28 protein-coding genes are annotated in these 25,612 nt (G+C 64.8%); 18 read left to right on the forward strand and 10 right to left on the reverse strand.

The features are described from left to right. The first annotated feature begins 144 nt into the window (after nucleotides 1-144). The 4 genes from msrA to P6U25_RS31885 all read left to right on the forward strand — a co-directional run bounded on the left by msrA (nucleotide 145) and on the right by P6U25_RS31885 (nucleotide 2,104). Nucleotides 145-861: a peptide-methionine (S)-S-oxide reductase MsrA gene (gene msrA, locus P6U25_RS31870; protein ID WP_407148703.1), complete on the forward strand. Its 717-nt coding sequence runs from the start codon at nucleotides 145-147 to the stop codon at nucleotides 859-861. A gap of 21 nt (nucleotides 862-882) precedes the next feature. Further along, a complete protein-coding gene (gene msrB / locus P6U25_RS31875; RefSeq protein ID WP_407148704.1) occupies nucleotides 883-1,293 on the forward strand; it encodes a peptide-methionine (R)-S-oxide reductase MsrB in 411 nt (136 codons plus the stop codon). Between the two features lie 134 nt (nucleotides 1,294-1,427). After that, nucleotides 1,428-1,592 carry a DUF3309 family protein gene (locus P6U25_RS31880; protein ID WP_407148705.1) on the forward strand — a complete coding sequence of 55 codons (165 nt, stop codon included), beginning with the start codon at nucleotides 1,428-1,430 and terminating at the stop codon, nucleotides 1,590-1,592. A gap of 221 nt (nucleotides 1,593-1,813) precedes the next feature. Next, the gene (locus P6U25_RS31885) at nucleotides 1,814-2,104 is read left to right on the forward strand and encodes a hypothetical protein (protein ID WP_407148706.1); all 291 of its coding nucleotides are present in this window, start codon (nucleotides 1,814-1,816) and stop codon (nucleotides 2,102-2,104) included. 80 nt (nucleotides 2,105-2,184) lie between these two features. Here P6U25_RS31885 and P6U25_RS31890 read toward each other — a convergent pair whose 3' ends face one another. From P6U25_RS31890 to P6U25_RS31905, 4 genes are all read right to left on the reverse strand, one after another. Further along, nucleotides 2,185-2,721: a DUF4112 domain-containing protein gene (locus tag P6U25_RS31890; RefSeq protein ID WP_407148707.1), complete on the reverse strand. Its 537-nt coding sequence runs from the start codon at nucleotides 2,719-2,721 to the stop codon at nucleotides 2,185-2,187. Between the two features lie 284 nt (nucleotides 2,722-3,005). After that, nucleotides 3,006-3,434, reverse strand: coding sequence for a DUF5413 family protein (locus tag P6U25_RS31895; protein ID WP_407148708.1), 429 nt, complete (start codon nucleotides 3,432-3,434; stop codon nucleotides 3,006-3,008). A 209-nt stretch (nucleotides 3,435-3,643) separates the two neighbouring features. Continuing rightward, nucleotides 3,644-5,203 (reverse strand): hypothetical protein, encoded by a 1,560-nt coding sequence (locus tag P6U25_RS31900; protein ID WP_407148709.1) that lies wholly within the window; start codon nucleotides 5,201-5,203, stop codon nucleotides 3,644-3,646. A gap of 35 nt (nucleotides 5,204-5,238) precedes the next feature. Beyond that, the gene (locus P6U25_RS31905; RefSeq protein ID WP_407148710.1) at nucleotides 5,239-6,531 is read right to left on the reverse strand and encodes an adenylosuccinate synthase; all 1,293 of its coding nucleotides are present in this window, start codon (nucleotides 6,529-6,531) and stop codon (nucleotides 5,239-5,241) included. Between the two features lie 351 nt (nucleotides 6,532-6,882). On the opposite strand from P6U25_RS31905, the gene ybaK reads away from it, so the two are divergent. After that, entirely contained in the window at nucleotides 6,883-7,365 is a 483-nt protein-coding gene (gene ybaK, locus P6U25_RS31910; RefSeq protein ID WP_407148711.1) for a Cys-tRNA(Pro) deacylase, read from the forward strand. An 18-nt stretch (nucleotides 7,366-7,383) separates the two neighbouring features. Here the strand turns inward: ybaK and P6U25_RS31915 are convergent, their stop codons facing one another. Genes P6U25_RS31915 through P6U25_RS31925 form a run of 3 tightly spaced genes read right to left on the reverse strand, consistent with a single transcriptional unit; the run spans nucleotide 7,384 to nucleotide 9,618 of the window. Beyond that, nucleotides 7,384-7,602 carry a hypothetical protein gene (locus tag P6U25_RS31915; RefSeq protein WP_407148712.1) on the reverse strand — a complete coding sequence of 73 codons (219 nt, stop codon included), beginning with the start codon at nucleotides 7,600-7,602 and terminating at the stop codon, nucleotides 7,384-7,386. A gap of 38 nt (nucleotides 7,603-7,640) precedes the next feature. Further along, nucleotides 7,641-9,002: a cytochrome P450 gene (locus P6U25_RS31920; RefSeq protein ID WP_407148713.1), complete on the reverse strand. Its 1,362-nt coding sequence runs from the start codon at nucleotides 9,000-9,002 to the stop codon at nucleotides 7,641-7,643. After that, a complete protein-coding gene (locus P6U25_RS31925) occupies nucleotides 8,941-9,618 on the reverse strand; it encodes an acyl-homoserine-lactone synthase (protein ID WP_407148714.1) in 678 nt (225 codons plus the stop codon). The genes P6U25_RS31920 and P6U25_RS31925 overlap by 62 nt, the downstream gene beginning before the upstream one ends. Before the next feature lie 78 nt (nucleotides 9,619-9,696). On the opposite strand from P6U25_RS31925, the gene P6U25_RS31930 reads away from it, so the two are divergent. The 6 genes from P6U25_RS31930 to P6U25_RS31955 all read left to right on the forward strand — a co-directional run bounded on the left by P6U25_RS31930 (nucleotide 9,697) and on the right by P6U25_RS31955 (nucleotide 14,436). Then, nucleotides 9,697-10,470, forward strand: coding sequence for a LuxR family transcriptional regulator (locus P6U25_RS31930; RefSeq protein ID WP_407148715.1), 774 nt, complete (start codon nucleotides 9,697-9,699; stop codon nucleotides 10,468-10,470). Nucleotides 10,471-10,579: 109 nt separating this feature from the next. Then, nucleotides 10,580-10,711, forward strand: a complete 132-nt coding sequence (locus tag P6U25_RS31935) for a hypothetical protein (RefSeq protein ID WP_407148716.1) — start codon at nucleotides 10,580-10,582, stop codon at nucleotides 10,709-10,711. Further along, complete coding sequence (locus P6U25_RS31940; protein WP_407148717.1) at nucleotides 10,708-11,079, forward strand: hypothetical protein; 372 nt, start codon at nucleotides 10,708-10,710, stop codon at nucleotides 11,077-11,079. The genes P6U25_RS31935 and P6U25_RS31940 overlap by 4 nt, the downstream gene beginning before the upstream one ends. A gap of 153 nt (nucleotides 11,080-11,232) precedes the next feature. Then, on the forward strand, nucleotides 11,233-12,159 hold the full coding sequence (locus P6U25_RS31945; protein WP_407148718.1) for a DMT family transporter: 927 nt from the start codon (nucleotides 11,233-11,235) through the stop codon (nucleotides 12,157-12,159). A 95-nt stretch (nucleotides 12,160-12,254) separates the two neighbouring features. Beyond that, nucleotides 12,255-13,064: an MlaD family protein gene (locus P6U25_RS31950; RefSeq protein ID WP_407148719.1), complete on the forward strand. Its 810-nt coding sequence runs from the start codon at nucleotides 12,255-12,257 to the stop codon at nucleotides 13,062-13,064. A gap of 217 nt (nucleotides 13,065-13,281) precedes the next feature. Next, on the forward strand, nucleotides 13,282-14,436 hold the full coding sequence (locus tag P6U25_RS31955; RefSeq protein ID WP_407152669.1) for an alpha-hydroxy acid oxidase: 1,155 nt from the start codon (nucleotides 13,282-13,284) through the stop codon (nucleotides 14,434-14,436). 481 nt (nucleotides 14,437-14,917) lie between these two features. Here P6U25_RS31955 and P6U25_RS31960 read toward each other — a convergent pair whose 3' ends face one another. Then, nucleotides 14,918-15,322, reverse strand: coding sequence for a hypothetical protein (locus P6U25_RS31960; protein ID WP_407148720.1), 405 nt, complete (start codon nucleotides 15,320-15,322; stop codon nucleotides 14,918-14,920). An 89-nt stretch (nucleotides 15,323-15,411) separates the two neighbouring features. Here P6U25_RS31960 and P6U25_RS31965 point away from each other — a divergent pair, with 89 nt between their 5' ends. The 3 genes from P6U25_RS31965 (at nucleotide 15,412) to P6U25_RS31975 (ending at nucleotide 18,183) form a co-directional block, all read left to right on the forward strand. Continuing rightward, entirely contained in the window at nucleotides 15,412-16,026 is a 615-nt protein-coding gene (locus P6U25_RS31965) for a TetR/AcrR family transcriptional regulator (RefSeq protein WP_407148721.1), read from the forward strand. A gap of 139 nt (nucleotides 16,027-16,165) precedes the next feature. Then, nucleotides 16,166-17,011, forward strand: a complete 846-nt coding sequence (locus tag P6U25_RS31970; RefSeq protein WP_407148722.1) for a metal-dependent phosphohydrolase — start codon at nucleotides 16,166-16,168, stop codon at nucleotides 17,009-17,011. A 224-nt stretch (nucleotides 17,012-17,235) separates the two neighbouring features. Then, nucleotides 17,236-18,183 carry a DMT family transporter gene (locus P6U25_RS31975; RefSeq protein WP_407148723.1) on the forward strand — a complete coding sequence of 316 codons (948 nt, stop codon included), beginning with the start codon at nucleotides 17,236-17,238 and terminating at the stop codon, nucleotides 18,181-18,183. A gap of 81 nt (nucleotides 18,184-18,264) precedes the next feature. Here P6U25_RS31975 and P6U25_RS31980 read toward each other — a convergent pair whose 3' ends face one another. Next, nucleotides 18,265-19,227 carry a LysR substrate-binding domain-containing protein gene (locus P6U25_RS31980; RefSeq protein WP_407148724.1) on the reverse strand — a complete coding sequence of 321 codons (963 nt, stop codon included), beginning with the start codon at nucleotides 19,225-19,227 and terminating at the stop codon, nucleotides 18,265-18,267. A 135-nt stretch (nucleotides 19,228-19,362) separates the two neighbouring features. Here P6U25_RS31980 and P6U25_RS31985 point away from each other — a divergent pair, with 135 nt between their 5' ends. Further along, a complete protein-coding gene (locus P6U25_RS31985) occupies nucleotides 19,363-19,746 on the forward strand; it encodes a nuclear transport factor 2 family protein (RefSeq protein ID WP_407148725.1) in 384 nt (127 codons plus the stop codon). 129 nt (nucleotides 19,747-19,875) lie between these two features. Beyond that, nucleotides 19,876-20,853, forward strand: a complete 978-nt coding sequence (locus P6U25_RS31990) for a Bug family tripartite tricarboxylate transporter substrate binding protein (RefSeq protein ID WP_407148726.1) — start codon at nucleotides 19,876-19,878, stop codon at nucleotides 20,851-20,853. Between the two features lie 175 nt (nucleotides 20,854-21,028). Here the strand turns inward: P6U25_RS31990 and P6U25_RS31995 are convergent, their stop codons facing one another. Further along, complete coding sequence (locus P6U25_RS31995) at nucleotides 21,029-22,714, reverse strand: methyl-accepting chemotaxis protein (RefSeq protein WP_407148727.1); 1,686 nt, start codon at nucleotides 22,712-22,714, stop codon at nucleotides 21,029-21,031. Between the two features lie 257 nt (nucleotides 22,715-22,971). Here P6U25_RS31995 and P6U25_RS32000 point away from each other — a divergent pair, with 257 nt between their 5' ends. Then, nucleotides 22,972-24,015 (forward strand): C-terminal binding protein, encoded by a 1,044-nt coding sequence (locus P6U25_RS32000; RefSeq protein WP_407148728.1) that lies wholly within the window; start codon nucleotides 22,972-22,974, stop codon nucleotides 24,013-24,015. 149 nt (nucleotides 24,016-24,164) lie between these two features. Further along, the gene (locus P6U25_RS32005; protein ID WP_407148729.1) at nucleotides 24,165-25,502 is read left to right on the forward strand and encodes an ABC transporter substrate-binding protein; all 1,338 of its coding nucleotides are present in this window, start codon (nucleotides 24,165-24,167) and stop codon (nucleotides 25,500-25,502) included. Nucleotides 25,503-25,612: the final 110 nt, after the last annotated feature.

Here is a 25,612-nt window from a genome sequence, read left to right on the forward strand (position 1 = left end):
CGACGCGGTTTTATTCACGAAACCGTGTGACATCAGCCGTAACAAGGCGGCTGCTTGGCCGTATCTTGAGGGGTCGGAGCAGGCCGATTGCGCACGCCGGCCCACGCTTTAGACTGGCCCCAACCGCGATCCCACGAGGAACCCATGTCCCGTCGCACCCTCAGCCGCCTTTCACTGTGCGCCGCCACGATCGGCGCATTGGCCGTCGCCGCCTTTGCCGTCGCGCCGTCGCAGGCGGCCGAGGACGCCGTGATCATTCCGCCGCCTGCGACCGACGCGCAGGAGAGCGGCATCAAGACCGCGGTGCTGGCGGGCGGCTGCTTCTGGGGCGTGCAGGGCGTGTTCCAGCACACCGCCGGCGTCGTCAGCGCGGTCTCAGGCTATTCCGGTGGCAACAAGGCGACCGCGGACTACTCCATGGTCTCGACCGGCACCACCGGTCACGCGGAATCGGTCGAGATCAAGTACAACCCGCAGCAGATCTCCTACGGCAAGATCCTGCAGATCTTCTTCTCGGTCGTGCACGATCCGACCCAGCTCAACCGCCAGGGCCCCGACACCGGCTCGCAGTATCGTTCCGCGATCTTCACCACCAGCGACGAGCAGAAGAAGGTGGCGGATGCCTATATCGCCCAGCTCAACGCGGCCAAGGTCTATCCGAAGCCGATCGTGACCAAGGTCGGCGCGCTGCAGGCGTTCTACCCGGCGGAGGGTTACCACCAGGACTACCTGACGCTGCACCCGAACCAACCCTATATTGCGTACAACGACATCCCGAAGGTCGAGAACCTGAAGAAGATCTTCGCGGCGAACTACATCGAGAAGCCCACGCTGGTGAACGGCAGCAAGGTCACCAATTGAGCATCTCGCAAAGGAGGTTGAATGTCCGACACCAAGACTGGCGGCAAGGTCCACAAGAGCGAGGCCGAGTGGCGCAAGGAGCTGACGCCGATGCAGTATGCCGTGCTGCGCGAGAAGGCGACCGAGCGTCCGTTCTCCGGCGAATACGAACATGAGCAGCGCAAGGGCACTTATGTCTGCGCCGGCTGCGGGCAAACGCTGTTCGAGTCCGACCAGAAGTTCGATTCCGGTTGCGGCTGGCCGAGCTTCTCTAAGCCCGCGGTTGAGAGCCACATCGACGAGGAACAGGACACCAGCCACGGCATGATCCGCACCGAGGTGCTGTGCTCGAAATGCGACGGCCATCTCGGCCACGTCTTCAACGACGGTCCCGGGCCGACCGGCCTGCGCTACTGCATCAACTCGGCGGCGTTGAAGCTCGACCCGAAATAGCGTCAGTCTCGTCCCACCACATCAACGTGATCGGCGTCACGACCGAGGACTCGCAAGCCGGAATGTGATTTGCTGTGCTTGCGGGGCCGTCGGCGTCTCGCCGAGCGGCTGCCGCCTGTTTTGAGGAGGGCGCCATGTCGCTTGGATTGATCCTCATCATCCTCCTGCTGATTATCCTGCTCGGCGGCTATAGCGGCCGCATCCGCGGCTACGGCTACGGCTTTGGCCATTCCGGAATGGGCCTTTTCGGGGTAATTTTGGTCGTGGTCCTGATCCTGGCCTGGCTCGACAAGCTATGATCAACACAACTGTTTGAAATATATAGACTTATCGGACCGGTTCCCGTGCCATGCACGGATTCATCATGTGCCTTGCCGGGGCGGTTCTGGGGTCGCATTTCTGTCAAAGAAGCCTATATTAGCAGCGGAAATGACATGTACGGTGCGCCGCCCGTCGCAGCCCGCCGTCCCCAAAAATCCCTTCGCCGCGCTAGCGCCAAAAAGACAAGAGGTCGTCGACCATGCGTCCCATGCGTCCGTTCAACTTTAACACGTCCGCCGAACTGTTCCCCGCCGCGATCCGCAAGAAGAAACGGGCCGGCTTCGCCTATCGCCGTTTCGGCACCGCCGCCGAAGCCGTGCGCTTTGCGATGGAAGAGCTGCCCGCGGATTCGCTGAACGGCGCCTATCTGCAGGTCGAGGAAGCCCGTTTCGACCAGAACGGCATCCGCTCGCTCTATGAGAGCGAGGCCTTCCCGCTGCCGCGCCGCCCGCGTCCTGCGCCTGCCCAGACTGACGCCGACGCCGCCTAACTGTTTCTGCCTCGCCGTAACGAAAAGCCCTCGGACATTTCCGGGGGCTTTTGTTTTGGGCCGTTTGCTTGCGGATGCGCTTATTGCCGCGGCTGCTTGTCGAGCCAGCGGCGCAACAGCCGCACGTTGCGGATGTTGGCACGGAACATCACGTCGAACGCATCGCCCGCAACCGGCACCAGGCCGACCACGCCGTCGACGGCGACGTTGGCGAGCATCCGCGCGGTGATGTGCCAGGGCGCACCGAGCAGGCGCGCCTCGCGCACCAGCCACAGCGAGATCGCAGTGGTGATGATGTCGCCGATCACCGGGACCAGGCCGATGATCCCGTCGATGCCGTAGCGAATATTGGTGCCGGGCAGGATGAAGGCGACGTCGAGCAGCTTTGCGATCATCTCCAGCCGCGCCAGCCGCTGCTCGCGCGTCAGTTCGCCGAACGGATTGGCGCTGGAGGTGCGAAAATCGAACTGGAAACCGTCGAACTGCTGAAACGGCGCGGCATCAGGGATTTCGCGGCCATCCTGATCGATGACCTTGCCGCGCGCCTGCGCTCCGCCGAAGGGCGGCCGCGATCGCGCACGATGGGGCGTGAAGATGTCGTCCTCGGGCATGGTCATGACATGGTAACGCGCTCGCACGATGCAAGTTGCGGCACATTACCGCTGTGTCATCTGCCCGAGGCCGTAGGATGAGTTTCCGATTCACACATCAAACGGCGCTCTTGTCAAACAGCAGGTGTCGCGCATGCGAGTGATCCAGTATTCCAGAGACGACAGTGCTTGAGCCGAGAGGCCGCGGCGTACTGGATGCCCGCATGCGCGGGCATAACGATCGAGAGGATGTGAGTCTGCATTCTCGCCTCGACATGACGACGCGAGTGAGGGTTACACGACGTTGAGTATCATTGCGCCGACGTTGCCGGGGCTTGCAGCTCCTCGGCATATTTGTGTGCCGCCCAGGACGAGATCACGCCCGGCACGAAGCCGACCAGCCCGTAGATGACGAACTGCGCGACGCCGCTGTCCGGTCCGTGCGAGGCATACGTCAGCGCCGCCGCGACAAATGCGATCACGCCGACGAGCAGCATCCGCACCACGGCCGAAATCGACCGGACATGCATCAGGATGTCGTCGATCGCGCCGAACATCAACGCCGGCACGATGCCGAACAGGTAGTTGTATTGCAGCGACTTCGCGAACACCGCGAACAGCTTCGCAACCTCGCCACCATGGGTCTCGGTCCAATAGCCCGACTGGTAGGTGGTGGCGAGCAGCAGCAGGAAGCCGCCGATGAACGGCCCGATGGCTGCGAAGATGAGGTAACGTTTCATGGCGCGCCCTTGGAGCGTAGGCATTCAGTCTAGCGCAGTCGTGCAACGGTGCTACGGGAAATTGAACTCGAAGCGCTCCTTCGGGTCGTGCCCCGCTTCAAGCGGGGCATCCAGTACGCTGCAGCGTATCGGTGAACGTCCGGCGCCTCGGATACTGGGTCGCCCGGACGAGTCCGAGCGACGACGAACGGCAAGAGGCGCAAAGCCCCTTACTCCCCCCATGCCGCGAACGCTTCGTTGAAGGCACGCTCGCCCGGGGCGCCCTTCTCGATCGCGATGATGGCGCGGCGCTGGTTGGTGTAGACCAGGGGGACGTCGAACCAGGAGCGCTCCTTCAGGAGCTGCAGGTTGCGCGAGCGGTCTGCGTCGACATTGGAGAGGCCGACCAGGAAGAAGCCGTCGGTGACCTTGACCGCAAGCCCGGCGAGCGGCGTGCCGCGCGCCTGCTCGTTGGACTTCATCAGGATGCCCGGCACATTGCCGACGCCGCCATTGGCGAAGTCCTGCGGCAGGATGAAGGTCAACTCCGCGGTGTGGCTCGCCGGCAGCGAGGTGTCGGTGTTACGGCGGAACGACATCGTCATCTTGAACTTGCGATCGGGGATGTCGATGTCGGCGCGCACGGCGATGTCGGGCTGCTGGTTGCCCGATGCCTTGACCTGTTCGGTGCGCCACACCACCGAGCCGACATATTGCTTGCCCTTCGGATCGGACGGATCCTCGTCATAGAGCACCACGCGCTGCGCCACCGGAGCGACCGGCTCGCCCGACGGCTGGCCGACGCGGTCGGCGATCTTCGGCTTCACCGCGGGCGCCGAGGCATCCTTCGGCGCCTCGACCGCGGTCTGCGACGGCTTGAACAGACTGGTCACATAGGACATCGCCTGCTGGCGCAGGAGGATACCGGTGCCGACCAGAATCAAGATGATGCCGATGACGATCGCGGTCTTGAACGGAAACAACGAGCCGGTGCGGATCCGCTTCTTCGGCTCGCGATCGGCGTTGCCGGTCCGCTTCCGCTGCTGCTGCGGCGGCGCGTAGCGCTCGGCCTCCTCGATCGGCTCGTCATAGGAGAACTCCGCATCCGGATCGGCGCCCCGGTTCTCCATGTTCGGCTCGAGCCGGTCGAATTCCGGCGAGGGCGACGGCACGTTGGCGTAGGTCTTGCGCGCGTTGCGGCTGGCCTGCGCCGCGGCGCGGCCGAGATCGTCGGCATCGGCGGTGATGTCGCGGAAGCCGCGGACACCCGGCGCTGCGGGCGGTACCGGCGGCGGCGCACCCTCGGCCCGGCGCGGCGCGCCCGGCCGCTCGCGGGTCGGCGGCACCTGCGCGTCGGCTGGCGGCGGCGCCGGCGGGGACTGCGGCCGCGACGGGGGGACCGGCGGCGCATCGGAGCGCTGGTTGCGCGGGCGCGGATCCGGTGGCGGCGGATTGGACAGGCGCGGCCGTGCGGGAGGCGGCGCACCGGCGGCGGAATTGGCCTCCGGCGGGCGGGCATTGGCGCGACGGAAGGTATCGCCGCGTCCGCCGCCCGGGCGGGCCGCGTCGCGGGCCCGCTGGGCAGCCTCGGCTTCAACCTTGCGGACGGCTTCCTCCAGCGACAGCCGCTCGCGGGTGATCTCGGATTCGGAAAGCGGCGGTTGCACGCCGCGGAGCTGCTGGATCAGTGCCGCCCGCGCCCGCTCATAGAGCGCGCGGCGGCTTTCGCCGGGAGCGTTGGGGTCCAATCCGGCGATGGCACGGGCAATCAGCGGGTAGTAGTCAGCCATTTCCACACAATTGGTGGGATATAGGTAATATCCCGTTAAGCCTCGAACGGATTCTGTACCAGAATAGTATCCTCACGTTCCGGGCTGGTGGACAGCAGGGCGATCGGACACCCCACCAGTTCCTCGACCCGGCGGACGTACTTGATGGCCTGGGCCGGCAGGTCCGCCCAGGACCGGGCATTGGCGGTGGGCTGCTTCCAGCCTTCGATGGTCTCGTAGATCGGCTCCACCCGGGCCTGCGCGCCCTCGCCGGCTGGCAGGTGGTCGACCTCCTTGCCGTCCAGCCTGTAGCCGATGCAAACCTTGATGGTGTCGAACCCGTCGAGGATATCGAGCTTGGTCAGCGCCAGTCCGGCGATGCCGCAGGTCCGCACGGTCTGTCGCACCAGCATGGCATCGAACCAGCCCACCCGTCGCTTGCGTCCGGTGTTGACGCCGAACTCCCGGCCGCGGCGGCCGATCTCCTCGCCGATCTCGTCATTCAGCTCGGTCGGGAACGGGCCCTGGCCGACGCGGGTGGTGTAGGCCTTGCAGATACCCAGCACATAGCCGACGGCGCCCGGCCCAAGTCCGGTCCCGGTCGCAGCCTGCGCCGCCACCGTGTTCGACGAGGTCACATAGGGATAGGTGCCGTGGTCGACATCGAGCAGCGCGCCTTGCGCACCCTCGAACAGGATGCGCTTGCCCTCGCGGCGCTTGAGGTCGAGCAGCCGCCACACCGTTTCGGCATAGGGCAGCAGCTTCGGCGCCATCGCCGACAGTTCGGCCAGGATGGTCTTGCCGTCGATCTCCTCCAGATTGAGGCCGCGGCGCAGCGCATTGTGATGCGCCAGCAGCCGTTCGATCTTGTGCGGCAGGGTGTCGAGGTCGGCGAGGTCCATCAGGCGGATAGCGCGGCGGCCGACTTTATCCTCATAGGCCGGGCCGATGCCGCGGCGGGTGGTGCCGATCGAGGTGATGGCGTTGCTCGATTCGCGCAGCGCGTCGAGCTCGCGATGCAGCGGCAGGATCAGGGTGACGTTCTCGGCGATGCGCAGGTTGTTGGGACCGACCGCGACGCCCTGCCCCTTCAGCTTAGTGACCTCGTCGAGGAAGGCCTGCGGGTCGAACACCACGCCGTTGCCGATCACCGCAAGCTTGTTCGGACGCAGCACGCCGGACGGCAACAGCGCCAGCTTGTAGGTTTCGCCATTGATCACGAGCGTATGGCCGGCATTGTGGCCGCCCTGGAAGCGCACGACGATGTCGGCCTGTTCCGACAACCAGTCGACGATCTTGCCCTTCCCCTCGTCGCCCCACTGGGCGCCGACGACGACAACATTGGCCATTTCGAAGCTGTTCCCTTCAGGTGTTCCTCAAACCATGATCGCGGCGAAAACGCGTCCACCCACAGCGATCATGCGGTTCATGCGCCCAGCCCAAATCACGGCCTCAGCCGTCTGCACGCAAGGCGCCTAACCGGATAAAGGAAGCGGCTCGGCTGCGCAAGCAAGAAGGGGCCGTTCTAACCCTTTTGGGTGGGGTCCAACCCCTTGATATCCCCTAAAAATTCCGGAACGCGCGAGCCGGCGGCAGGCTGTCGCGAATTTAATGTTGGTGCTGCCTGCGGGAAATCCTGTCCTTGGTTGATCGTCGCCCCCATTGCGACGATCATCGACTTCCATTAACCGGCTCGATCCATGCCCAATGCGACACCCGCGACGATGGCCCTGAGGAAGCTTGGCCTCGCCTTCAAGCTCCACACCTATGTCTACGATTCCAATGCGGAGAGCATCGGCTTGCAGGCCGCGGAGGCGCTCGGGGTCGAGCCGAACCGGATGCTGAAGACGCTGATGGCGGAGGTGGACGGCAAGCCCGTCTGCGCCGTGGTGCCCTCCGACTGCGAGCTCAGCATGAAGAAGCTCGCCGCCGCAATGGAGGGCAAGTCCGCGAAGATGATGCGCCCGGCCGACGCCGAGCGCCTGACCGGCTACCACGTCGGCGGCATCAGCCCGTTCGGGCAAAAGAAGCCTGTGCCGACCGCGATCGACGAATCGGCGCTTACCCATGTCACCGTCTTCGTCAACGGTGGGCAGCGCGGCCTGCAGATCGAGATCGATCCCAACGACGCCGCGGTCGCCGCCGGCGCCAGGATGAAGGCGCTGGTGGCGACGCGGGGGTGAGCCTTCGCCCTGCCTGGATCAATGCGAAGGTTTGTCGTCGGCGAGCTCAGCGCCTATGAAGTCGGAGAGCCCCGACAATTCCTCTTCCGAAATGTCGTTGACGTTGAGGCGGATCTGCATGATCGCAAGATCAAGCAGATGTGCGGCAAAGGTCGCGCCCGCGGCCATCGCGATACCACGCTGCTGCGTCAGCACAGCGATGACATCGCGCAGCCGGCGCGCGTGCGCTTCATTCATATCCCCTTGCCTGTTGCTGACTAGTCGTAGATGCGTCGTCATTGGGACAGCGATTGCAATGTGGCGGCGGAGGGTACGCCGACCGGTGGAAGGTAGGGCATCGGATGCATCTCATCGAAATGCAGGACGCCGGCACGCGCCTGCCTGACTTCGATCTCGATCTTCATGGGCGGCGGGATCAGCGTCACTGACGCTTTCGGCCAAGGCGCCGGGTTCGGGCTGACACCGGTGAAGCGATAGGCCGCGGCAATCTCGAGCGCGAGGAGCTGGAGCTCGAGCATCGCAACCCCCATCCCGGCGCAGGCGCGCGGACCGGCTCCGAACGGGATGTAGGCGTCGGTGTTGTAGCGCCGCGTCATCAGGAAGCGATCAGGCTCCTCGAAATGCCGCGGATCGCGCTGCAACTGCCAGGGGCAGATCAACAGCGAGGTACCGGCCTTCAGCTCACGCCCGCCGACTGTCACGGGCTGCATCACCTCACGGGAGAACCACCAGGCGCCGGGGTAGAGTCGGCAGACTTCCTTCACCAGCGTGGCGCTGACATCAGCGCGACGCACCGCGTCGGGACGCAATTCGCCGTTGTCGTCCAGGCAGCGCTCCGCCTCGCCGGCGATTGAATCCATCAGCTCCGGATCGGTCGCCATGTGGTACAGCACCCAGGCGGCAGCGGTGCCCGTCGTGTGATGGCCTGCAAGCAGGAGCGTCAGGATTTCGTCGTGCAGGTCCTGATCGGAAAGGCCGAGTTGCTCGAATTCCTTCAGGGCGCTCGTTGCACGGGCGCGCTCGCGCAGCCTCTCGACCACGGTCGACATCGCGAGCTTGGCGAACTTCCGCCGCTGCTTGCGTCGGTGCCAACCGATCGGACCAACCGGCATTACGCGGAACATGTCGTCCGCGAGGTCATCCTCGATCATGCCGACCGCCTGCACCAGCGCCTCTTCGTCACCGGAGGAGATCACTTGCGTGCCGAACACGGCGATGCAGATCGTGCGCAGTGCCAACGCGGCGGTGAAAGTATGTGGATCGAACGAGCCCATTCGCGCCAGCTTGGCACCTACGGCGCGGATCTCGGCGCACATCTGCGGCAGATACCGCTCGACGCTCCCCTTCGCCATGTGCTTGTGCAGCACCGCGCGGCGCCGTTTGTGCTCGTCGCCATGCAGCATCAGCGAGCTGCGACCGAACACCGGCGTCAGCTTCTTGATCAGCCGCCCCTTGCCGATCTCCGTCTCTGGCGCCTTCAGGATCGGCCGGATCAGATCCGGATCGGTGACGAGGAAAACCGGACTTGGACCAAGATGCAGCGGCTCCAGCCCCAGCGGCGCAGCATTGCCGCGTTCAAGCAGGAACCGGAGTGGATCGTGCCGGAATGCGCGAACGTCCGAAAACATGTGTGGCATCGTGGATCTCCAGTTGCCGTCCAAGGTCGAGGAAGCCGGCCAGGCGGGGGTTTTCAGCGGGGTTGAGCGGGATCTCGCCGGCGAGCGCCCGCAGCGGGCGGCCGAAGCGATCGTTGCCGATCACCTGTGGCGGGCCGTAGCGGCGGGTGTGGATGCCCATGCGCGTGAGGAAGCGCTCATAGGCGGGATCGGCCATCGCCACCAACGCTTCGGCCCCGCGCAATTCGGCAAAGCGAAACATCAACGCGTAGTTCAATCGTCCGACATGCGCGTTTGCAGCGCCGGACAGCACGCCGAAGCGGCTGATCTCCCAGGCATCGGCGCAATTGGGGAAGCGACCGACCGCAAGCTGCGGAAAGACCGACTCGGTGAGATAGGGATGATCGGTGCGGATCGCGCGGAAACCGCCGACCAGCTCCGGGCCAAAGAACAGAAGACAGTGCTCGGTATACCAGGTGTCGAACTGATCGCGCTCGACGTCGCCGGTTGTGGTCAGCAGCCAGCCACGCTGGTCGACGAACAGACGCTTGCGCAGCCTGAGCATCGCCTCAACGCAGGCCGGATCGCGCTCTTCAGTTGTGATGAGGGCGTGATACGCCTCCAAAGGGTGCGACATTGCTCTGCCTCCAGATTCCGCGACATCTGGGACAAAAAGGCGTAGTTATGGTACCCCCAATATCGGGGGTTTTAGGCGATGGGCCTGGAAGAAGCGATTTCAAGCATCGAGACGTCGCAAACGATAGACGAGCTTCGCTCATCGCTGCACCGGATCATCCAGAACTACGGCTTCTCAGGCTTCACCTTCATAGATGCTGGCCGCCCCGAACTCGACATACCCTATTATACTGGCACGCACCCTCCGGCTTGGGAGCGGACCTATTTGCAGAACGATTTCGTCCATTGCGATCCGGCGCTGGCGCGGGTGCGGCGAACCAATACGCCGTTTCACTGGGGCACCCTGAAGCTGCCGGAGCGGCAGGGCCGCAAGCGCCCTCCGGAGCTCAAGATGATGGACGCCGCGCACGATCACGGCTTTCAGCAAGGCCTCGTCGTGCCCTTCCACTACCGCGACCGGCTCGGCGCCATCCATTCGAGCTCGACCGTGTTCTTCTGGGAAGACCAGCCGCGCGCATTCGACAAGCTGTTCCTCTGCCACCGGCATGAGCTGCATCTGCTCATGGTGTATTGGGTGCAGCGGGCGATGGATATCGTCAATCGCGACCAACGGAACGCACCGGCGATTCTGAAGCCTGCCGACGCCGCGGAGACCATCACCCTCACGGGCCGCGAGAAGGAGGTGATGGCCTGGGCCGCCCGCGGCAAGACGGTTGCTGATACGGCGCAGATCCTCGGTATCTCGCCAGAGACCGTGGAAGGCTTTGTCAAACAGGCGCTGCGCAAGCTCAACGCCTCCAACAAGACCCACGGCGTCGCAAAGAGCATCGCGCTCGGAATCATCGACCTGTGAGGTCCGCTCCGGTCGAGGCCACGTATTCGGGTTGGATTCGCCTCACCAATCGCTCCCTGATTGCATTCGCGCGTCATCTTGGTAATAAGGTGCAGGCCGGATGAATGGCATGCGATCATTTCCGTGGTTCTGCGATGATTTCGCATATCCGAAGGATTTGCAGCGCGCCGACCAGGACGCCGAGCGTCCCAAGGTGATTCCCATGTTCAAGAAGCGCGCCACCAGGGCGAGTTGCCGATGACAGGACGATCCCGCGAAATCGATCAATTCGTGAAGGCGCGCTGGCGCGCAATCGGGTTGTCGCCGGACGATCTTGCGGAGGTGCTCACGACGGTTGCGGAGCGGCCTGCGAAAGCCGGCCGCGGCAAGAGCACGGCCGGCGGTGGTCGGCTGATGCAGGTCGCCACCGCCCTGGGGGTCGCCAACGGCCGCGACGGCGCGCGGATGTGCGCACCGGATTCGACCGACGCCATACCGGCCGAGGCGTTGCTTGAATTGAGGCTGTTACGGCTGTTCCGCGACCTGCGCGACCCCGACACAAGGCGGATGCTGGTCCAACTGGTCGAGCAGATCGTCAAGCGCCAGGGCGCGCCGCGCAATGCGGATTGAGCGCAATCCCTCGCGGATTGTGCATGGTCGCGATGCGTCAGGTCCCATTGATGGCAGGCCAAAATCCGTGTCTGTGATGTGAGCCGGGGAGTCCAATCCGGCCCGGCGGTTGCGCGCCGGGCGGACCGCGGCGTCGTCAACCCGGTCCTTTGAATGTCCGCTTCCGAATCCGCCACAACGCCTGCATCCGGCTCCTGGATCGCCAACCAGCCGTATCTTCTGCTCTGCATCACCGCGATGTGTTGGGCCGGTAACGCGATCGTCGGCCGGCTCGCAGCCGGACATATTCCGCCGGTGACGCTGTCGTTCCTGCGCTGGACCGCGGCGTTCCTGATCATCCTGCCGTTTGCCTGGAAGCACATGGTGCGCGACTGGGCCGCGATCCGCGGCAAGCTCGGCATCATGATGCTGCTGTCGATCACCGGCATCAGCGCCTTCAACACCCTGCAATACTGGGCGCTCGAACATACCCAGGCGCTGAACACGCTCTTGCTGCAATCCGCGGCGCCGCTGGTGGTCGCGGTGTGGTCGCTGATCCTGCTCGGCGCCCGGCTGACGGTGGCGCAGGCGCTCGGCGTTCTGCTGTCGCTCTGCGGCGTGCTGGTGATCCTGCTGCATGGCGATCTCACCACGCTGTCGAAGATCGAGTTCAACAAGGGCGATCTGATCTTCACGGTCGCGCTGATCATCTTCGCGCTGTACTCGGTGCTGACGCTGAAGCGGCCCAACATCCACGGCCTGTCGGTCGCCTGCTTCACGTTCGGCTGCGGTGCTCTGTTTCTGGTCCCGTTCTTCATCTGGGAACTCAATGCGCGCCCGGTGATGCAGCTCACGTCAGGCAACTTGCTCTCGCTGTTCTATGTCGCAGTGTTCCCCTCGACGGTGGCCTATATCTGCTTCAACCGCGGCGTGCAGCTCATCGGCGCCAACCGCGCCGCGCCGTTCTTCCACATGGTTCCGGTGTTCGGCACCGTGATGTCGATCGTGTTCCTCGGCGAGCATCCGCAGGCCTTTCATTTCATCGGTTTCGCCCTGGTGCTGGCTGGCGTCTTCGCGGCATCCCGGAAGCAGTCCGCGTGATCCTTTATTCCCGCGCACGGATGATACGACGGCGCGGTGACGACCGGCCGAAAATCCGCTATCTCTAGGCCCGCTTCGCGAACAGGTCTTAAGCAATGGCGCGCGCCAGCAATGTGATGATCGGCACCCTGACGCTCGCCTTGATCGCGGGCTCGCTGATCGGCTGGCTCGGCTATCAGCGCTATGCCGGCATCAAGCGGCAGGTGCCGTTCCGCGTGATCTTCGAGGGCTCGGCCTCCGGTCTGCGCCGCGGCGGCAGCGTGAACTTCGCCGGCGTGCGGATCGGCGAGGTGGTCTCGATCAGGCTCGACCACCATCGCGTGGTCGCAATGACGCGGATCGAAAACGACGCGCCGATCAGGAAGGACACCGAGGTCGGCCTCGAATTCCAGGGCCTGACCGGGATTGCGGCGATCTCCTTCACCGGCGGCACCGACGCAGCGCCCCCTCCGGATCGCGGCGCGGACGGCATTCCGGAGCTGACCGCCGATCCCGAAGGCACGATGGGTGTGCCGGAAAAGCTGCGCCGCGCGCTTGGCAACGTCGACCGTGCCATCATCGAGAACGAGGCCGCGGTCAAGGACACGCTGCAAGGCTTCGAGAACTTCACCAGCTCGCTGTCCGGCAACGGCGAGCTGGTCACGAGCTTCGTCGATGCCGCCGAGACCGGCGTCAACGCGGTCGACGACAAGATCACCGCCACCGACAAGTTCATCAACAGCCTCGGCAGCGAGAAATACGGCGGCAAGCTGCTGCCGACCGTGATCTCGCTGCGCGAGCTGATCCAGAGCTTCGACAAGAAGTCCGGCGTCTTCATCGCCGAGACCCGCAGGACGCTCGGCGACGTCAGCCAGTCCGTCAACAAGTTCAACGAGAGATTTGTCGGGCCCGGCGGCAGGCGCTAAAGCGCGATGAGACTGCATCGTCATCGCGCTTTGTTTGCGCATGATCTCCCGCGCAAACGCTCCCGCGTTTGCCGCGAGGAAAACCGCTTCACACTGTTCCGGATCATGCGCTAGGCTGCGCCATCAAGAACCAAGAACAACGGAAATGCTCAACGTGCACGACCGGACCACCGCGCCCTCTCCGCCTCCCGTCACCGTGACCCGCGCCACGAGCGCCGTGCCGAGACATCTGCGGCGCTATCTCACGCTCGATGATTTCGAGCCGCAAGCGCGCCGGCTGCTGCCGAAATTCCTCTACGGCTACATCTCTGGCGGCGCCGAGACCGACGCGGCGCGCACCGACAATCGCAAGGCATTCGACGAATACGGCTTCGTGCCGCGGGTGCTGAAGGACGTCTCCGGCCGCGACCAGACCACGACGCTGTTCGGCAAGACCTACGCCTCGCCATTCGGCATTCCGCCGATGGGTTCGTCTGCGCTCTGCGCCTATCGCGGCGACATCGTGCTGACGCGCGCCGCTGCCGCGGCCAACGTGCCGATGATCCTGTCGGCGTCGTCGCTGATCACGCTGGAGGACGTCCGCGCCGCCAATCCTCAGGCCTGGTACCAGGCCTATCTCGCCGGTGTCGACGCCCGCATCGAGCCGCTGGTCGATCGCGTCGCGGCCGCGGGCTACGACACGTTCGTCGTCACCGCCGACGTGCCGGTGCCGCCGAACCGCGAGAACAACATCCGCAACGGCTTCCAGGTGCCGCTTGCGATCACGCCACGGGTCTTCTGGGACACCATCACGCATCCGGACTGGCTGCTGAACACGTGGGCGCGCACGGTGTTCAATCATGGCATGCCGCATTTCGAGAACATGGACGCCAAGCAGGGTCCGCCGGTGCTCTCCAAGAACCTGATGCGCAATATCGGCAACCGCGATCAGCTCGCCTGGAAGCATGTCGAGCTGATCCGCAAGCGCTGGCCCGGCAAGCTCGTGGTCAAGGGGCTGATCTCGCCGGAGGACGCGCGGCTGGCGCGCGAGCACGGCTGCGACGGGGTGATGGTCTCCAACCATGGCGGCCGCCAGCTCGACTACACCGTCTCCGCATTACGCACGCTGCCGGAGATCGCGGCACAAAAGGGCGATATGACCGTGATGGTGGACGGCGGCATCCGCCGCGGCACCGACGTAATCAAGGCGCTGGCGCTCGGCGCCGACTTCGTGTGGGTCGGCCGCCCGTTCCTCTACGCCGCTGTGGTCGCAGGCGAGGCCGGTGTGGCACGCGCGATCTCGCTGCTGCATGCCGAGATCGACCGCGACCTCGCCCTGCTCGGCATCCGCAGCCTGAAGGAGATCACGCCCGACCTGGTGCGGAAGTTTTAGACAGGCGTGCGGTGGTGGAGTAGCTCGCCACCGCAGGCGCGCGCGGCCAAAATATCGAAAACAACCCCATGCAAAGGAGCGGCCGGCCGGCTGCCGGCGCTCGACAAGGCAGCTTGACCTGTCGGGCAAATCAGGTTTATATTTCTAATATTCCGAAATTATGCAGCGCCGCTGCCCGCCCCTTGCGAGGCATCATTGCGTGAAGGAAGCACCCCGCCCGCTGCGCCCTTCGGCCCAGCGATCTCTCCGCGAGCGCAGGACAATCGCATTTGGGAGAAAAGTGCCCTACGGCCATCCTTCGAGACGCCCGCCTTTGGCGGGCTCCTCAGGATGAGGTCTTGTTTTGCGGCACAATAGTAGACCCTCATGGTGAGGAGCGCCGCTTGCGGCGCGTCTCGAACCACGAGGCCGAGTATGTGCGCAGCCGCCCAAGGCGGCATATGCGATAGCCCTGCCCGCGAGCGGGAGAGGCAAGACAGGATCAGGCATAGCGTGCCGCGCCCATGCAGAGCGCGGTGATGGCGAGCAGCCCGGCCGCGATGCGCTGGGCGACCGCAAGGCGCGAACGTGCCGCTGACGCGTCGCCCGCGGCATTGCGCAACTGCCTCACTGCACCGCCGCCGATGATGATCTGCACCGCGACTGCGGCGAGCGCTGCGATCGCTCCGCCCACCAGGATTTGCTCGGACAGCGCGAACGAGCCTTCATGAACCAGATGCCACAGCGTGGCACCGGTCACGATCGCCACCGTGGCGGCGCCGATCTGCGGGACCAACAGCCTCTCGGCGCCCAACCCGCCGGTGCGCGCCAGGGTGAAGCTCGAGCCGGCCCAAAACACCGATGACAGAATGTGAAGGGACAGCGCTATGATCAGGACGGTCTGCATGATGTCGCTCCAAGATCGGGACAGAAACATACGTTAGCAAATTAGATATACATGATGTATAGTCAATTCGACGAAAGCAAGGCAAACGAATGCCGCCGCGCAGTTATGTGAGTTCGGTGCGCAACGCGGCCGCCGCCGAAACGCGCGACCGCGTGATCGAGGCGGCGGCGCGGACGCTGCGCGAGGAAAACATCGCCCGGTTCTCGCTGGACACGGTGGCGAAGGCAGCCGGCGTGACGCGGCTGACCGTCTATAACCAGTTCGGCTCGCGGCGCGGGCTATTGGAAGCCGTGTTCGACGGGATCGCGAAAGCGGGCGGACTGCATCAGCTCGCCGACGCCATGGCGATGGCCGACCCGCGCGCCGCGCTCGACCGCATCGTCGAGATCTTCTCCGCGTTCTGGAGCCGGGATTCGGCGATCGGCCGGCTGCAGGACGCGATGGTGACCGATCCCGAATTCGCCGAGGCCGTGCGTGGCCGCAACGAGCGCCGCCGCAAGATCTTCACGGCGCTGGTCGACCGCATCGCGGAGAAGGGTACCTCACACCAAGCCCGCAAGGATGCAGCCGACCTGCTCTTCACGCTGACGAGCTATCCGACCTTCGCCTCGCTCAGCGCGGGGCGGTCGAGAGATGACGCCTGCCGGCTGGTGCAGCGCGCTTGCCACGCAGCGGTCGCGGCGCTGTCAAACCCGTCAGCCTGAGCGCCCGTCCCACCCGTCATTGCGAGTTCGGACCGGGGCCGCGATCCAGCCGCAAAGACTATGTCACATGCCGGCGCTACGCTAGAATGGGGTTGCGGACCCCCTGCTTGCAGGCGGTGCGAACGCGGAGGTCAGGGCCATGATGACCCTTCCGGAACTTGCGGCCGACGCTCTCGGCAAATTCCTCGGCGAGTACATGCAGCGCCGGTTCGGCACGTCGCAGACCCAGCTCGTCGAAATGGTGCCCTCGATCGCGCGGATCGCGATCGAATGCATCGGCAACAGCGATGCGCTCTTTCACAATGTCGAGCACACCATGCTGGTGACGCTGGCCGGCCACGACATCCTGCGCGGGCGCGCGCTGCACTCGCACATGACCGCGGAGGACTATGCCCATGTCATTATCGCCTGCCTCATGCACGACATCGGCTATGTGCGCGGGTTGTTCGAGGCCGACGACGCGGACGGCTATCTCATCGCCGCCGACGGACGCAAGATCACGCTGCCGCGCGGCGCATCGGATGCCGCGTTGATGCCCTATCACGTCGACCGCTCCAAGATGTTCGTGATGGAGCGGATCAAGGGCATCGCCCAGCTCGACCGGGGACGGATCGCACACGCCATCGAGGGCACGCGCTTTCCGTTGAGCGCCCCGAACGACAACGAAGCCTTCGACGAGGACGCCGCATTGCTGCGCGCCGCCGACCTGATCGGCCAGCTCGGCGATCCCAACTACATCCGCAAGGCCAACGCGCTCTACCTGGAGTTCGAGGAAGCCGGGCTGAACCGCGAGCTCGGCTACAATTCGCCGGCCGACCTCGTCAATCTCTATCCCCAGTTCTACTGGGATAGCGTCGCGCCCCATGTCCAGAAGGCGATCCGCCACCTCAACATCACCTCGGCCGGACGGCAATGGATTGCCAATCTCTACGGCAACGTCTTCCGCGCCGAGCGCGACATCTCGCTGTCGGGGCCGCAGAAATAGCCGGCGCAAGCAGGATGCAGGCCGATGCTCCGAGTGACCGTGTCATCCCCCGCGAAAGCGGGGTAACCAGTACGCTGCGCGGTCTCGAATCTTCGCTGATGGCTCTGGAGAACTGGATCACCCGCATGCGCGGGTGATGACATCGGTGACTGCGGCCGCGCATGGCACCAATCCGCTCTTTCGTCTTGCCGCAGCGGCAGATTCGGGCACAACATCAGCCAATAATGGCCGACCTCCGCGCTTTGCCCGCCGCTCCTCCCGTTCATCGCTCGCCGTTGCGCTGGCTCAACAACCAGCCCTATCTGCTGCTCAGCCTGACGTCGCTGTTCTGGGCCGCCAACATCGTGCTGGCGCGGCATGTCGGCAGCCATGTGCCGCCGATCACCCTGACCACGATCCGCTGGATCGGCGTCTTCCTGATTCTGCTGCCGTTCGCCTGGCCGCATCTCAAGCAGGACTGGCCGAAGCTGCGCGGCGCGCTGCCGCTGATGCTGCTGTTGTCGGCGACCGGCTTCGCGTTCAACAATGCGATCTCCTATTGGGCGATGCAGTACACCGAGGCGCTGAATGCGCTCCTGATCCAGTCGGCCGGGCCGCTGTTCGTGGCGCTGTGGTCGCTGATCCTGTTCGGCGTCCGGCTGACGCCGGCGCAGCTCGCCGGCATCGCGATCTCGCTGGCCGGCGTGCTCACCATCATCCTGCGCGGCGATTTCTCCGCGCTCGCCAGCATCAGCTTCAACAGGGGCGACATCATGTTCGGCTCCTCGCTGGTGTCGTTCGGGCTCTATTCGGCCCTGATCCCGCGCCGGCCGAGGATCCACCAGCTCTCGCTGATCTCCTTCACCACCTGCTGTGGCGCACTATTGCTGCTGCCGTTCGCATCCTGGGAGTTCGCAAGCGGCGCGCGGCTGCAGTTCGACCTTCTGACCATGGCGACGCTGGGCTTCGTGCTGATCTTTCCGTCCACCCTCGCTTATCTGTTCTTCAACCGCGGCATCGCGCTGATCGGCCCGAACCGCGCCGCGCCGTTCTTCCACCTGGTGCCGGTGTTCGGCTCGTCCATGGCCATCCTGCTGCTCGGCGAGACGCTCGCGCTGTTTCACCTGATCGGATACGCGCTGGTGCTCGCCGGCGTCGTGATCGCCTCGCGGCAGGGATCCGCCAAGCGCTAGCAACGACGGAAGCACCGTAGGGGCGGGTAAAGCGCAGCCTGCCGCACTTCCGCGACGGGAATGGCGGACTACGACTTCAGCCTAACACGCCTTACGCAAGCCGGCCGACTTACGCGGCGGATGGGCGCGGGGCTTTGCGGTCAGGTTATCCAGGATGAAGTCGATGAAGGTCCTCACCTTGGCCGGCACATGATTGCGCGAGGGATAGTAGACATAGAGCGGGAAGCGTTCGTCGGGCCAATCCGGAAACAGGTCGATCAGCGCTCCACTTCCGAGGTGGTCGTCAAGGCCGAGGTCGATGACCTGCGCGATACCGAACCCGGCCAGGCATGCGCCGAGCTTGGTCCCGGACTCCGTGACGGTGAGCCGCCCGTTGACCGCGACCGGCACCACCTCGCTGCCCCGGCAGAACTCCCAATCGAACGGACGCCCGGTCGATGGATCGATCGCAAGGATGCATTGATGTGCGTCGCTCGCCAGATCGCGCGGATGCGCCGGTCGCCCGTGACGCGCGATATAGGCCGGCGCAGCGACGGTGAGTACCCGGGCCTCGAGCAGCCGGCGGGCGATCAGCGCCGAGGGTGCCGGCTCGCCGAAGCGCACCGCCAGATCGAAGCCGTCGCTCACGAGGTCGGCGATGCGGTCGCGGGTCTCGATGCGGAGCTCCATCTCCGGATTCCGCCGCAGGAATTCGTTCAGCTTCGGGGCCAGAACCATGCGTGAGAACAGCGCATCCACATTGACCCGCAGCCTGCCGCGGACCGCATCCCGCGATTTCGAGGTTTCCGCCGCCGCCTCGCCGATCCCGGCCAGATGCGCGGCCACCCGCTCGTATAGCGCGCGTCCTTCCTCGGTGAGCTCGACGGCGCGGCTGGTGCGGTGGACCAGCCTGGCGTCGAGGCGCGCCTCGAGCTTTGCGATCGCCTTGCTGACGCCGGACTGCGTCATGCCGAGGCGTTCGGCGGCCTTGCCGAAGCTGCGCGCATCTGCGACCGCCGCGAGCACCACCAGGCCGCCAACCAGCCGACCGTCAACTTCGTCCATATCGATGCCTCTCAGTCATCCAAGAGATGACCGCCCAGTCGTAGCACTCCGCCACCATATCGGCCACTGTCGGCACAGATCACCGGCTCGATCCGGTGAAGCTACGGCCACATCATCCGCTACGGAGTGTTTGCAATGAGCGACATTGAGGCCATCGCATCCGCGATCGATGGATATTTCAACCTGATGTATGACGTCGACGATAGCCGGTTCCGCGACGTCTTCTCCAATGCCTGCATCGTGCACGGCATCCGGGACGGCAAGCACACGGTGCGGTCGGCCGCGGAATTCCGCGACTTCATCCGCAGCCGTCCCTCGCCGGCGTCGATGAAATCGCCGCGCGATGAGGCCATTATCAGCATCGACCAGACCGCGTCCGATCTGGCCATCGCCAAGGTGCGCGTCAGGGCGGGGCAAACCGGCTTCATCGACCACCTGGTGTTTCATCGGATCGACGGCAGGTGGCTCATCACCACCAAGGCTTTTCATGTCGCACAGGTCTTCCCAGCGGGATCGTAGAGTCTTCACCCGCGTCCGGAAGCGGACATGCGGCGAAAAGCTGCTCCCTGCACGCCTTCCGCAACCATTGCGGCCGGGCTAGCTTCGGCCGCAATGGGCTTGTTCACGGCCAGCGCGGGGGACGACGACATGATCTTGGAATTGAGACGATACTCGTGCGTGGCGGCCGCACTGCCCATCGTCGTCGCGCTCGCCGCCTCGGCCTCCGCCGAAGCACCTTATCCGACCCGCAACATCACGCTGGTGCTGCCGTTCGCCGCCGGCAGCGGCACCGACACCACGACGCGCCTGATCTCCAAGGAGCTCGGGGTTGCGCTCGGCGTCGGTATGGTGATCGACAACAGGGCCGGCGCCAACGGCTCGATCGCGGCGAGCTATGCGGCCCGCTCGGCACCCGACGGCTACACGCTGTTCGTCACCACGAACACGACGCATTCGGCCAATCCCTATCTGCTCAAGACCATGAGCTACGATCCGATCAGGGATTTCACGCCGATCGCACGGACCGGTGACCTGCCCTTCATGCTGGTGATCCATCCGGACATCCCGGCCAATTCGGTCGCCGAGCTGATCGCGCTCGCCAAGAAGGAGCCTGGCAAATACTCATATGCCAGCGGCTCCTCATCGGCGAGCGTGTCCGGCGCGACATTTGCCCGCCTCGCCGACATCGACTTGCTGCACGTCCCCTACAAGAGCTCGCCGCCGGCGTTGACCGACGTGATCGCCGGCCGGATCTCGATGATGTTCATCGACGTTCCGACCGGGCTGCCGCACGTCAACGCCAAGGCGCTGAAACCGCTCGCCGTCACCACCAAGCGGAAGTCCGCGCTGCTGCCGGACCTGCCCACGATGGACGAAACCGTGAAGGGCTTCGACATCACCTCGTGGCAGGGCTATCTCGGGCCCGCCAACATGCCGAAAGACATCGTCGTCAAGCTGAACGCCGAAATCCGCAAGATCGTGGAACGGCCCGACATCAAAAGCCAGCTCGCCGAGCGCGGCATGGAGGCGTTCTCCGGCACGCCGGAGGAGTTCGATGGCTTCCTCAAGGAACAGCTCGTGCTATGGGAGAAGCTGATCACCGACGCCGGGATCGAGAAGCAGTGACCGCACTCGCCGTCATTGCGAGCCAACGGGTCGCGCGAATGCGCGCCCGATGACAGGCTCCGCGAAGCAATCCATCCTTCCGCTTGGGGAGAGATGGATCGCTTCGTCGCTTCAGCGCAAAATTGCTTCGCAATTTTGTCGCGAGCTCCTCGCAATGACGTATGCGGCGCCGGCTCTACGCCGCGCGGACCTTCTGCAGGAATTCGTCGACCGCGTTGCGCAGCATGCCGGACTGGGTGTCGAGCTCGCGAGCGTTCGACAGCACGTCGCTTGCCGCGGTGCCGGTCGCCGCGGCTGCGGTGGTGACGCCGCCGATATGCGCCGAGATCTCGCTGGAGCCGGCCGCGACCTGCTGGATGTTGCGCGCGATCTCGCGGGTCGCGTCGCCCTGCTGGTCGATCGCGGCCGAGATCGAGACGGTGATCTCGCTCATCTGAGCGATGGTCGCGGTGATGCCGCCGATCGAGGTCACCGCCTCGCCGGTGGAGGCCTGCATCGCCGCGACCTGGGCGGAGATTTCCTCGGTGGCCTTCGCGGTCTGGTTGGCCAGCGCCTTCACCTCGGAGGCGACCACCGCAAAGCCGCGGCCGGATTCGCCGGCGCGCGCCGCCTCGATGGTGGCGTTGAGCGCGAGCAGATTGGTCTGGGCCGCGATCGAGTGGATCAGCTTGACCACCTCGCCGATCTTCTCGGCTCCCGTGGAGAGCGCTTGCACGGTCGCGTTGGTGCGTTCGGCATCGGCCACCGCCTGGCTGGCGACCTCGCTGGAGCGCGCCACCTGACGGGCGATCTCGGCAACCGAGCTGGACAGTTCTTCGGCCGCGGCGGCGACGGTACCGACATTGTTGGATGCGCTGTCGGACGCCGCACCGACGGTCGCGGCACGCGCGCTGGCGTCGCTCGCAGTCGCGGTCATCGATTGCGCGGTGGTCTGCATGCCGGCGGCGGCTGAGGCCACCGAGCGGACGATACCATTCACGCTGCGCTCGAAATCGTCGGCGATATTCTCCATCGTCGAGCGGCGATCGGCGGCGGCGCGGGCCTGGCTCGCGGCCTCGGCCTGCTCGAGGTCGCGGATCTTGACCGCATTGTCCTTGAAGATCTGCACGGTTGCCGCCATCGCGCCGACCTCGTCGCCGCGGCTGACACCGGGAATCTCGCCGTCGAGCTTGCCGTCCGCGATGTCGCGCATCCGGGCGCCGAGCAGGTTGAGCGGCCGGGAAATGCTGCGGCCGATCAGCCAGGCAGCCGATCCCGAGATGATGCCGATGCCGACGATCGCGAGGCCGAGCAGCCAGATGATCGGCCGCATCTTGGTGTCGAGATCGTCGAGATAGACGCCGGTGCCGACGAACATGTTCCAGCCGGGGATCGCGACCGCGTAGGACAGCTTGCGGATCGGCACTTCCTGGCCCGGCTTCATATATTCATAGCGCAAGGTGACATCGCCCTTGGCGGCTACGCCGTCGCGCAACTCGCGCGCCAGCTTGCGGCCGTTGGTTTCAACATCGAGGCGATTCTGGCCGATCTGCTTCGGGTCCGGAGCAAGAACTGTGACGCCTTCCATCGTGTAGGCAAACACATAGCCGGAGCCGTTGTCATAGCTCAGCGTGTTGCCGCGACGGCCGAACTCGGCGATCGCCGCGTCCTTGGTCAGTTGGCCCGCATCGACCTGCTTCTGCAGCCCGATCGCCATGTTGCGCGCCATTTCGGCGATCGCCTTGCTCTGCTCGAAACGCGCGTTCACCATCTCACGCTGCATGAGGTAGCCGGCGAGGATGCCAGCCGTGCACAGACCAAGGAGCGTCACCCCCACCAGAATGCCGAGCTTGGGGGTGATCTTCAGATTTGACAGCTTCACGGGGATCTCCGGGCGGGAAACGCAGCGCGATTGGTGGATTGATTCCGCACACCGTAATGTGAGAGCCTTTACCTGTTGGTTACGGAGGTTCCCCGTAGTAGCCCGGAGAATCAGAGCGCGGACCAACCGGCAATTGTGGAGGAGCCACTCAAGTCGCGTAGACGTAGATGGCGGCGGCGCAAGGCCGTGGCCCAAGCAAGAAGCCAAGCAAGAACAACGAGCAACAAAGAACAGAAGACTCACATCGGGAGCACGCAATGTCGAAATTCAGAGTGGTCACGCCGAAGGGCGCGAGCTTCACGGTCGCCGGCGGCGGTTACGACTATGAAAAGGAGGCGCTCGATCCGATCGGCGCCGAGATTGTCGAGGCTCCGGCCAACGAGGCGGAATTCATCGCCGCGGCCAGGACCGCCGATGCGATCTACGCCAAGGGCATGCCGATCACCAAAGCGATCATTGACGCGCTGGAGAACTGCAAGGTGATCACGCTCGGCAGCGTCGGCGTCGATTCGGTCGACGTAAAGGCGGCCACCGCCCGCGGCATCCCCGTCACCAACATCCCCGACACCTTCATCGAGGAAGTCGCCGATCACGCCATGATGCTGCTGCTCGCCGGCTTCCGCCGCCTGATCGAGCAGGACAAGATGGTGCGTACCGGCCGCTGGGCCGAAGGCCGGCCGGCGCTGCTGAAGATTCCCCGCCTGATGGGGCAGACGCTCGGCTTCATTTCCTTCGGCCGGGTTGCGCGCGCGGTGGCGAAACGCGCCGCTCCGTTCGGCTTGCGGATGATGGCCTACGATCCATTCATCCAGGAAACGCTGATGTATGACCACGGCGTGATCCCGGCGACGCTGTCGGAGGTGCTGTCACAATCGGATTTCGTCTCGATGCACGCACCGGCGCGGCCCGAGGTGCATCACATGCTGACCGAGAAGCATTTCCGCCAGATGAAAAAATCGGCCGTCTTCATCAACACCGGGCGCGGCGCCACCGTCGACGAGGAGTCGCTGATCAAGGCGTTGCAGGAGGGCTGGATCGCCCACGCCGCGCTCGACGTGCTGGAAAAGGAGCCGCCGTCGCACAACAACCCGATGCTCGGGATGGATAATGTTACCTTGACCGCCCATGTCGCGTCGGCCTCGGCACGTTTTGACGAGGCGCGCAAGCGCCGGGTGGGCTACGAATTGTCACTAGTGCTGCAAGGCATGTGGCCGGTAAGCTGCGTCAATCCGTCGGTGCTGCAGAACACCGCGCTGCGCCGCTGGCAGCCTGTCAGCATGGATCGCGGTCCGAACAGCTAGGCGGCGTCGAAGCGCCGTCGCGCGACCAGCCATCCCGCATTCGCATGCGGGATGGGCTCGGGCTTGCGCGAGGGCGCGCCGGAACAAATGAGAACCTTCACTGGCGGCCAACGCCGGGAAGGAAACATAAGAACAAGGAGAGAAACGAGATGAAGACCGAGATTACGCGCCGCGACGCCTTGGCGCTGGGGGTTTCCGCGGCAGCACTGGTTGCGACCGGCGCGTCGGCGCAGGATGCGTCGAAGGTGAAGGCCGCCGACGCAGCGGCCCCGTCGCTGCCGATCGAGAAGGGCGCATCCTTGCGGATGCTGCGGCCGGTGCGCTTCGTCCAGGCCGACGAGGACGTGTTCCGCGCCAATGCCAAGAAATTCACCGACAAGACCGGCGTCGAGATCAAGGTCGATTTCGTCGGCTGGGAGGACATCAACCAGCAGACCGCCGTGACCTCGAACTCCGGCGCCGGCCCCGACATGATCATCGGCTTCGGCGACGCACCGCACATCTATGTCGACAAGCTGGTCGAGCTGACCGATGTCGCCGACTATCTCGACAAGCGCTATGGCGGCTGGCTGGCGCTGGCGCGGCGCTACGGCATGCGTTCGAAGTCCAAGACCTGGATCGGGCTGCCGTTCGGCGCCTCCGGCGGCCCTCTCGTCTACCGCAAGTCGCTGGTCAACGCCGCCGGCTTCGACAAGGTGCCGGAAGACCACGCTGGCTTCCTCGAGCTCTGCAAGAAGCTGAAGGCGGCCGGCAAGCCCGCCGGCTTCGCGCTCGGCAACGCCGTCGGCGACGGCAACGGCTTCGCCAACTGGCTGTTGTGGTCGCACAACGCCGCGCTGCTGGATGAGGAAGGCAATATCATCATCAACAGCAAGGAAACGATCGCCGCGCTGAAATACCTGAAGGAGCTCTATCCGACCTTCATTGCCGGCACGCCGTCGTGGAACGATGTCTCCAACAACCGCGCCTACTCGTCGCAAGAGATCGGCCTGACCGCCAACGGCGTCTCGCTGTACTTCTCGCTGAAGAACGACCCCGCGACCAAGGCGATCGCCGACGACACCGAGCATCAGTTCCTGATCAAGGGGCTGGCGCAGACCTCCCCGATGTCGGGCCTGACCCTGAATGCGATGGTGTTCAAGCACAGCAAGTACCCCAATGCGGCGAAGGCGTTCCTGCAATTCATGCTGGAGCACGAGCAATACGAGCCGTGGCTCAACGCCAACTCCGGCTACTGGTCGCAGCCGCTGGCCGCCTATGCCGACGCCGCGGTGTGGTCGAGCGATCCCAAGGTCGCGATCTTCAAGGACACGATGAAGAGCCCCTATTACAACGGCTATAAGGGGCCGATCTCGACCGCGACCGGCGCCGTCAACGCCGACTACGTCCTGGTGCAGATGTGCGCATCGGTCGCAACCGACGCAGCAACGCCGGAAGCCGCCGCGGCGGAAGCCGAGCGGCGGGCCAAGCGATACTTCCGCCGCTGAGCTGAACGCATCTGGATCAACCGTCATTGCGAGCGAAACGAAGCAATCCATAGCGCCGCAACGGAGGAATGGATTGCTTCGTCAGCGGAGTTTATCATCGGGCCGGCCAA

The organism is Bradyrhizobium sp. ORS 86 (assembly GCF_045571475.1).
In the GTDB taxonomy this organism is placed as follows: Bacteria; Pseudomonadota; Alphaproteobacteria; order Rhizobiales; family Xanthobacteraceae; genus Bradyrhizobium.